Below are 5,437 nucleotides of genomic sequence, written 5' to 3' on the forward strand. Positions count from 1 at the left end.
GTACCTCACCCCACTCGAAACCCGAGCCAGGCTGCAGCAAGACTTCACCCCCGCAGCGTAAGCATCCGCTGTCCAAGATCAGGGGGGAACTTCACACGCTTCCTGGAACTCCCTGCACCATCCGGGCGCAGATCACAAGAAGCGACGCAAAGGGCTTCGACTGCACACGGGAGCTTGCAACCTCCTGCGTGCAGAACTCAGGGTAAGCCGGGCGCACTCAAGATCGCAGCTCATCAGGGCCATAAGTGAGCCCCGTCTCACTGCAGTTGACCCTCAGCGACGGCTCGCGCTGACCTACGCGGTGGCAGGCGGCTGCGCCTCGTCGTCCGCCGGAGGCTGCAGCTCGGGCTTCTTGAAGCGGTGCCACGCGTCGCGGGCTCGCCCGGCGGAGTCGATCACGTCCGGGACCTGGTCCAGCAGTCCTTTGAGCGCAAAGAGCAGCACGGAAGCCACGCCAGCGATGGCGAGAATGATGATGATGGCGGTGCCGTCCACCGATCCTTACCTTCCCTGTCATGGGTCGGATCGGGTGCGCAGGCAGCCTCGATCCGAACCCTACGGTTCGGACCGAGACACCCGCGCCGACGTGTGCGCAAATGTTCTCGGGTCTTGCCAGCAGTCGCGACAGTCCCGAGTTGCCGCAGGATCTGGAGAGGCCTGCTCTGTGGTTTCGACTCACGCCATGCGGTGCACACCACGATTGCCGCGATGTACCCAGTCGGAACGCTGAGAACTAGCCCGTGAAGCCTCCGAGGTGGAGATGCTTAGCGACTTGCCGATAGGACTGTAGCAGGGGGCCCACGGGAGCGGGGTCGAACTCAACCAAGCTGTACATCGCCCTAGTTGAGGTAAAGATTGGTTTCTCTCATCCGTCTTTGGCGTGGTGAGGGCAGGTGCAGCGGGGGACAAGCAGGAGACCGCCACCGTGGGGGACGGGGACGTCCTGGGTCTGGCGGCACTCGTCGTGCAGATCCTTGTAGTCCGGACGCTGGGCGAGGGCGCACTCGGCGGACATCGTGGAGGTGTCGACGGGCGCGCTCATCCGAAGATCCCCCCGCTGCTGAAGGTGTTCATGGCGCGGGTGCGCTCGCGCATCGCCTGAAGGCGTTCGTCCTCTGTTGCGGGGCGGACGCGAGCAGGGTCGGCGTCCCACTCGCGTCCGCCGGTCACGGGGCGCAGCTGGACGTACGGCCCCTCATAGCCCATGACGTACCCGAGCTTGTTGCTGGCGGTGTCGATGACCAGGGCGCCCTCAGGCTGCTGCTCCTCGGCCATCACTCGTGGCCCCCTCGCTGGAGTGCCTGGGCGAGGCGCTCGGCCACGTCGGCACGGACCCGCCCCAGTTCAACGAGCTTCAGCGCAGGTGAAGCGGGATCGACCCGCAGGGAGGGGAGGACGATTCCGGCGTCGTCCAGGGCTGCTCTCAGGGCTTCCACTGCCGCGTACGGGTCGACGTCCCGTTTCTGCTTCGTAGCCATGAACCGGACGCTAGAAGTGGGGAGTTGGCTGACGATATGCTGTTTTCTCAAGTTTGCTCGACGGGGTGGCTCAGATTGCTGGAGTTTTCTCCTACGCCCTGCCTCACCCCGTAGTGCCGAGCTGGGGCCCCGTCCATGCTGATTGGATCAACGCCCCTGGAAGGGAGAGCGCCCATGGCTCGTCAGCTACGCTTCACCGGCACGGACAGCAAGGTCGACGGCTGCCCTGGCCTGCACACGGACGTCCAGTCCGGTGAGATCGTCGTTCAGGGCACGCCGGTCACCGACCCTGCAGACCTCGCACAGCTTCAGCATTTCGGGCCGGACGAGGCCGCAGTGGTCGTGCCGCGCGAACTGCTCGTGAACTGGGGGCCGAAGGAGATGGAGCGGGTGCCCGAACTGGTCGACCGGGACACCTTCCGGCGCCTGTTCGAGACGTTCGAACACACCGCCTGGCGCCTGGAGACCCGGCGCGGCTACGCCTCCGACCGGCAGGACCCGGACTATCAGGCGTTCCTGGACACGGGGACGTCGACCTGTGACCCGGACGAGCCCTGGTTCATCAACATCCGGCGCCAGACCGAGGCCGGCAAGCGGGTCGGCCGGGTCCGCATCGCCGACAAGCCGCCCACCACGGAGCAACTGTTCCTGCTCGACTACGCCAGGCACAACGCGGCAGTCGGCGAGGACATCCGCTATCTGTGGCGTGAGGACGCGGACCGGGCCGGTCTGCCCGCAGAAGACTTCTGGATCTTCGACTCGCGTCTCGTCGCCCTGCTGCACTTCGACAACGACGACAACCTGCTCAACATCGAACTGATCACGGAACCGGCGGAGGTCGTGCGGTACTGCATCGCACGGGACGCGGCCATGCACAACGCCGTGCCGTACGACCAGTTCGCCGCGCAGGTGCCCCAGGCCGACTAGCGTGCGTGACCGGTGAGCACTGACTACCAGCAGGCACGGGCAGCGCTGGGGGCGCGGCTCCGGGAACTCCGCTTCTCGTGCCCTGGCGGTCGGCTCACCGGTCAGCAACTCGCCGAGCGGCTCGGCTGGCCGGGCTCCAAGGTCAGCAAGCTGGAGAACGGCAAGCAGACGGCCACCCCCGAGGATCTGAGGGCGTGGGCCGACGCGACCAAGCAGCCGGACGTGTACCCCGAACTCTCGGCGAGGCTTGCCGGCTTCGAAAGCCACATCCGGTCGTGGCGCCGTGCCCTGGCGAACGGCTTCAAGCCCCTGCACGAGAGCCTGACCAAGGAGATCGATCGCACTTCAGAGATGTGGGTGTGGGAGGAGTCGGTGATCGCCGGTCTGATGCAGACCCCCGAGTACGCGCGCCACGTCATCCGGCGGTACGCGGAGCTGCTGGGGTCGGCCAGCGACATCGAGGACGCCGTACGCGCCCGGGTACAACGCCAGGAGTGGCTGTACCGGTCCGGCCGCAAGCTCCACGTGCTGATGTGGGAGGCCGCATTGCGCTCCCTGATCTGCCCTCCCTCAGTACTCGCCGCACAGCTTGACCGGCTGACCGGCGTGATCGGTATGGACACGGTCGAGCTGGGCATCATCCCGTTCACCGCCTCCGTGAAGATCGTGCCCGCCAACGGCTTCTGGGTGCTGGATGACCGCCTGGTCGTCGCGGAGGACTGGCACGCGGAGCTGTGGCTGGACGACGCCGACAACATCGCCCTGTACACGAAGGTCTGGAAGACCCTGCGGGAGTCGGCGGTGTACGGGGCCGACGCCCACAACGTCATTAACGTCGCACGACGTGCGCTGAACCGACATTGAAGCGTGCGGGCATGCCGTTCTGAGTTCCCCGACTCTCCGATTGTATAAATGCTGAAGGGGTACCTGTGATGAGGTGCCCCTTCAGCGCGCGGACCGTTCACTCAACTTCCGCCATGTGGAACCATCCATATACTGCGCTGGCGGCCGACATGAAGAGCAAAACCTTTCGCATGTCGAACCTCGCCTCCTTGTTGTTTTCCTTAACCTTTCCGTGCTTTGTTTCCGAATTGGTGTCGTTGCGGACTGCCTTGACGTGCTGGAAGAGCTCATACGTGTCCCAGATGCCGAAGATAGCCGCAAGCGCGATCGCCGGAATCGGACCGGCCATGGCGATAGTTGAGTGAACGGGCCAACGCACGCATGATATCGGGATGCCCGTTTCTGGCATAGTGTCAGGAATCGGTGCCCCGGAGTTCGCGCTTGTTTTCCGAGGTCACCCGGCGGACGACCGGCTCGAAGACCGCCGTGGCACGCATCACCTTCACCAATTCGTCGTACGCCTCATCGGCCTTGATGGAAAGATTCTCGACATTCGGCCACCGCTTGGTCGTCTCGCGTACCGCTTCGGCGCGCTCTTCCTCTTCGTGACCGGGACCGGTGCGCTTGTTCCAGCCCTGCCACTGGAGGAACTCCACGAACCAGTCCTTGAATGCTTCGAACGCCGCCTGATGTGCATTCTTCATCATCGGGGATCCGTACAGCTCAAGGTTGGCCTGGATCTTCGCTACGTCGACCGCGTTGAATGTCTTCTTGAGAGATTCCCTGAGGTCGCCGTCCGGATCACGCATCGCGCCCTGGCGTGCCTGCGCGAGGGCCCGTTCATGTTTGAGGGACTCTTCGATGACTGCCACCTGACGTTCCCAGAGCTTGTGCTCGCGCTCACGCCTCCGTGTCGCTCGCTGAACTGCCACGGCCACCAGGGCTGTTGAGAGGGAGCCGAACCCTGCGCCGACGAGCGTGGTTATCACAGGTGCGATCTGCATAGCGGCAGAGCATAAGCCCGGGACGGGGTCTCCGGGGCCTCGTGCACGTACCCCCGGGGCGCCTGCCGTCCGGCCCACGGGAGGCCGCCGGAGACCCCACGGGAGCCCGGGACGGGTGTGCCGGCTAGACAAGGCGATGGCCCCCGGGAACTGGGGCCGACGTCACTGACCGGCGCTACGCTGAAGGGAGTTGGGTACGCGTCAGTTGGTGTGATCGGGGGAGGCCGGGGATGGCGACGACGGACGATGGCGACACCCCTGCGGAGAAGGACGGCGTACCCCGGGACCAAATGCCTCTTTGGCCTGAACAGCCTTCGGTGTATGACATGGTGGCCCAACTCGACCTTTCACCTGCGGCCCGTGGGTTTGTTAGGAGGGTTCTCCATGACCGTGTGCGACGACCGCGTGATGGCAACCCCCCGCAGCAGGGGGTGGTCCAGTCTGCCGGTGAGGTCAACAACGTCTTCATCCAGCACTCCGCAGGTATTCAACTCCCTGCCCCCGAGAACAGTCGCCCCGGCAGCCTGGCCGAGCAGAGGCAGAAGTTCCACTTCGAGTTCCTGAAGCACGCCCTGAAGCAGGCCGAGTGGACGTTCCGGCTGAGCGTGTACTTCATGACGGGCGGGGCGGCGGTGATCCTCGTCGGGGCGGTCCTGGCGCTGTTCCATACGGGGAGCCCCAACCACGGCTATGTGCCGCTCGTGACAGGCCTGACGGGCGTGTTGATCACTACTGGCGGTGGGGCTCTGGCCCTGCATTCGAAGCGCGCCATGGCCAACCTGACGAAGGCGGCCGAACGCATCGAGGACAAGATCGACGCTGACCACCAGCTTGAAAGCGCGACGACCTTCATCGACCGTGTCCAGGACAAGGACGCCAGGGACCGTCTCAACGCGGCAGCCGCCATGAAGGCCCTCAACATGCAGGCAAATCAGACGATGGTCAACCGCCTGCTCCCCAGCGACCAGCCCAAGGAGATCGAGCGGGGCGACACCGCCGAGTGAGCCTCGGACGCGGGCCGGCCATCACGTCGCTTTGCATCTCTGCTTTCGTGGGGACGATCAATCCGAGGGAGCCGGAGCCACTTCTGAGCCTCGATCCACCGCGTGAGGGGCTGTCTGTGGACGGGGAAATAGGAAGAGGTGCCTGCTGACCTGCGATGATGGGAGTTCCTACGCTTCCACC

Annotated in this window: 9 protein-coding genes; 3 read left to right on the plus strand and 6 right to left on the minus strand. The window is 64.9% G+C overall.

The genetic code is table 11. The features are described from left to right. Positions 1-294: 294 nt before the first annotated feature. The 4 genes from ACZ3TS_RS42350 to ACZ3TS_RS42365 form a co-directional block, all read right to left on the minus strand. Positions 295-495 (minus strand): hypothetical protein, encoded by a 201-nt coding sequence (locus tag ACZ3TS_RS42350; protein WP_467628406.1) that lies wholly within the window; start codon positions 493-495, stop codon positions 295-297. Between the two features lie 370 nt (positions 496-865). After that, entirely contained in the window at positions 866-1,042 is a 177-nt protein-coding gene (locus tag ACZ3TS_RS42355; protein ID WP_467628409.1) for a hypothetical protein, read from the minus strand. Then, complete coding sequence (locus ACZ3TS_RS42360; protein ID WP_467628413.1) at positions 1,039-1,275, minus strand: hypothetical protein; 237 nt, start codon at positions 1,273-1,275, stop codon at positions 1,039-1,041. The genes ACZ3TS_RS42355 and ACZ3TS_RS42360 overlap by 4 nt, the downstream gene beginning before the upstream one ends. After that, positions 1,275-1,478: a hypothetical protein gene (locus ACZ3TS_RS42365; RefSeq protein ID WP_467628416.1), complete on the minus strand. Its 204-nt coding sequence runs from the start codon at positions 1,476-1,478 to the stop codon at positions 1,275-1,277. Before ACZ3TS_RS42365 ends, ACZ3TS_RS42360 begins: the two co-directional genes overlap by 1 nt. Positions 1,479-1,652: 174 nt before the next feature. Between ACZ3TS_RS42365 and ACZ3TS_RS42370 the strand changes: the two genes are divergently transcribed. Both ACZ3TS_RS42370 and ACZ3TS_RS42375 read left to right on the plus strand, forming a co-directional pair. Then, on the plus strand, positions 1,653-2,405 hold the full coding sequence (locus tag ACZ3TS_RS42370) for a DUF6879 family protein (protein ID WP_467628418.1): 753 nt from the start codon (positions 1,653-1,655) through the stop codon (positions 2,403-2,405). 12 nt (positions 2,406-2,417) lie between these two features. Beyond that, positions 2,418-3,269, plus strand: a complete 852-nt coding sequence (locus tag ACZ3TS_RS42375) for a helix-turn-helix domain-containing protein (RefSeq protein ID WP_467628421.1) — start codon at positions 2,418-2,420, stop codon at positions 3,267-3,269. A gap of 97 nt (positions 3,270-3,366) precedes the next feature. On the opposite strand, the gene ACZ3TS_RS42380 is transcribed toward ACZ3TS_RS42375, so the two are convergent. Together ACZ3TS_RS42380 and ACZ3TS_RS42385 are read right to left on the minus strand one after the other, a co-directional pair. Next, the gene (locus tag ACZ3TS_RS42380) at positions 3,367-3,597 is read right to left on the minus strand and encodes a hypothetical protein (RefSeq protein ID WP_467628424.1); all 231 of its coding nucleotides are present in this window, start codon (positions 3,595-3,597) and stop codon (positions 3,367-3,369) included. A gap of 64 nt (positions 3,598-3,661) precedes the next feature. Further along, positions 3,662-4,252, minus strand: a complete 591-nt coding sequence (locus ACZ3TS_RS42385; RefSeq protein ID WP_467628427.1) for a hypothetical protein — start codon at positions 4,250-4,252, stop codon at positions 3,662-3,664. A gap of 230 nt (positions 4,253-4,482) precedes the next feature. Here ACZ3TS_RS42385 and ACZ3TS_RS42390 point away from each other — a divergent pair, with 230 nt between their 5' ends. After that, the gene (locus ACZ3TS_RS42390) at positions 4,483-5,256 is read left to right on the plus strand and encodes a TRADD-N-associated membrane domain-containing protein (protein ID WP_467628430.1); all 774 of its coding nucleotides are present in this window, start codon (positions 4,483-4,485) and stop codon (positions 5,254-5,256) included. The last annotated feature ends 181 nt before the right edge of the window (positions 5,257-5,437 follow it).

The sequence above is a fragment of the Streptomyces sp. NPDC022910 genome, from assembly GCF_055561075.1.

Excerpts from the sequence above, each read along its gene's own strand:
- ACZ3TS_RS42370 (WP_467628418.1), top strand. The coding sequence starts at position 1,653 with ATGGCTCGTCAGCTACGCTTCACCGGCACGGACAGCAAGGTCGACGGC.
- ACZ3TS_RS42390 (WP_467628430.1), top strand. The coding sequence starts at position 4,483 with ATGGCGACGACGGACGATGGCGACACCCCTGCGGAGAAGGACGGCGTA.
- ACZ3TS_RS42355 (WP_467628409.1), bottom strand. The coding sequence starts at position 1,042 with ATGAGCGCGCCCGTCGACACCTCCACGATGTCCGCCGAGTGCGCCCTC.
- ACZ3TS_RS42365 (WP_467628416.1), bottom strand. The coding sequence starts at position 1,478 with ATGGCTACGAAGCAGAAACGGGACGTCGACCCGTACGCGGCAGTGGAA.
- ACZ3TS_RS42385 (WP_467628427.1), bottom strand. The coding sequence starts at position 4,252 with ATGCAGATCGCACCTGTGATAACCACGCTCGTCGGCGCAGGGTTCGGC.
- ACZ3TS_RS42380 (WP_467628424.1), bottom strand. The coding sequence starts at position 3,597 with ATGGCCGGTCCGATTCCGGCGATCGCGCTTGCGGCTATCTTCGGCATC.
- ACZ3TS_RS42360 (WP_467628413.1), bottom strand. The coding sequence starts at position 1,275 with ATGGCCGAGGAGCAGCAGCCTGAGGGCGCCCTGGTCATCGACACCGCC.